The 254-nt window shown below is 53.1% G+C and carries 1 rRNA gene; it reads left to right on the forward strand.

Annotated elements, in window-relative coordinates:
• Nucleotides 1–254 (forward strand): 23S ribosomal RNA (locus KJS63_RS25955); the annotation flags it as partial.

Consider the following 254-nt stretch of genomic DNA (forward strand, 5'->3'; position numbering starts at 1 on the left):
ACAGGTTGAAATTCCTGTACCACCGTAATCCGTTATGAGCGATGGGGTGACGCAGCAGGGTAGTGACGCGGACTGATGGATGTCCGTCCAAGCAGTGAGGCTGGTATGTAGGCAAATCCGCATACCGATAAGGCTGGGCTGTGATGGGGAGTGAAAATTACAGTAGCGAAGGTCATGATCTCACACTGCCAAGAAAAGCCTCTAGTCAGGAGAAGGTGCCCGTACCGCAAACCGACACAGGTAGGCGAGAAGAG

Origin of the sequence: Paenibacillus sp. J22TS3 (assembly GCF_018403205.1) — a bacterium.
Taxonomy (GTDB): domain Bacteria; phylum Bacillota; class Bacilli; order Paenibacillales; family Paenibacillaceae; genus Fontibacillus; species Fontibacillus tuaregi.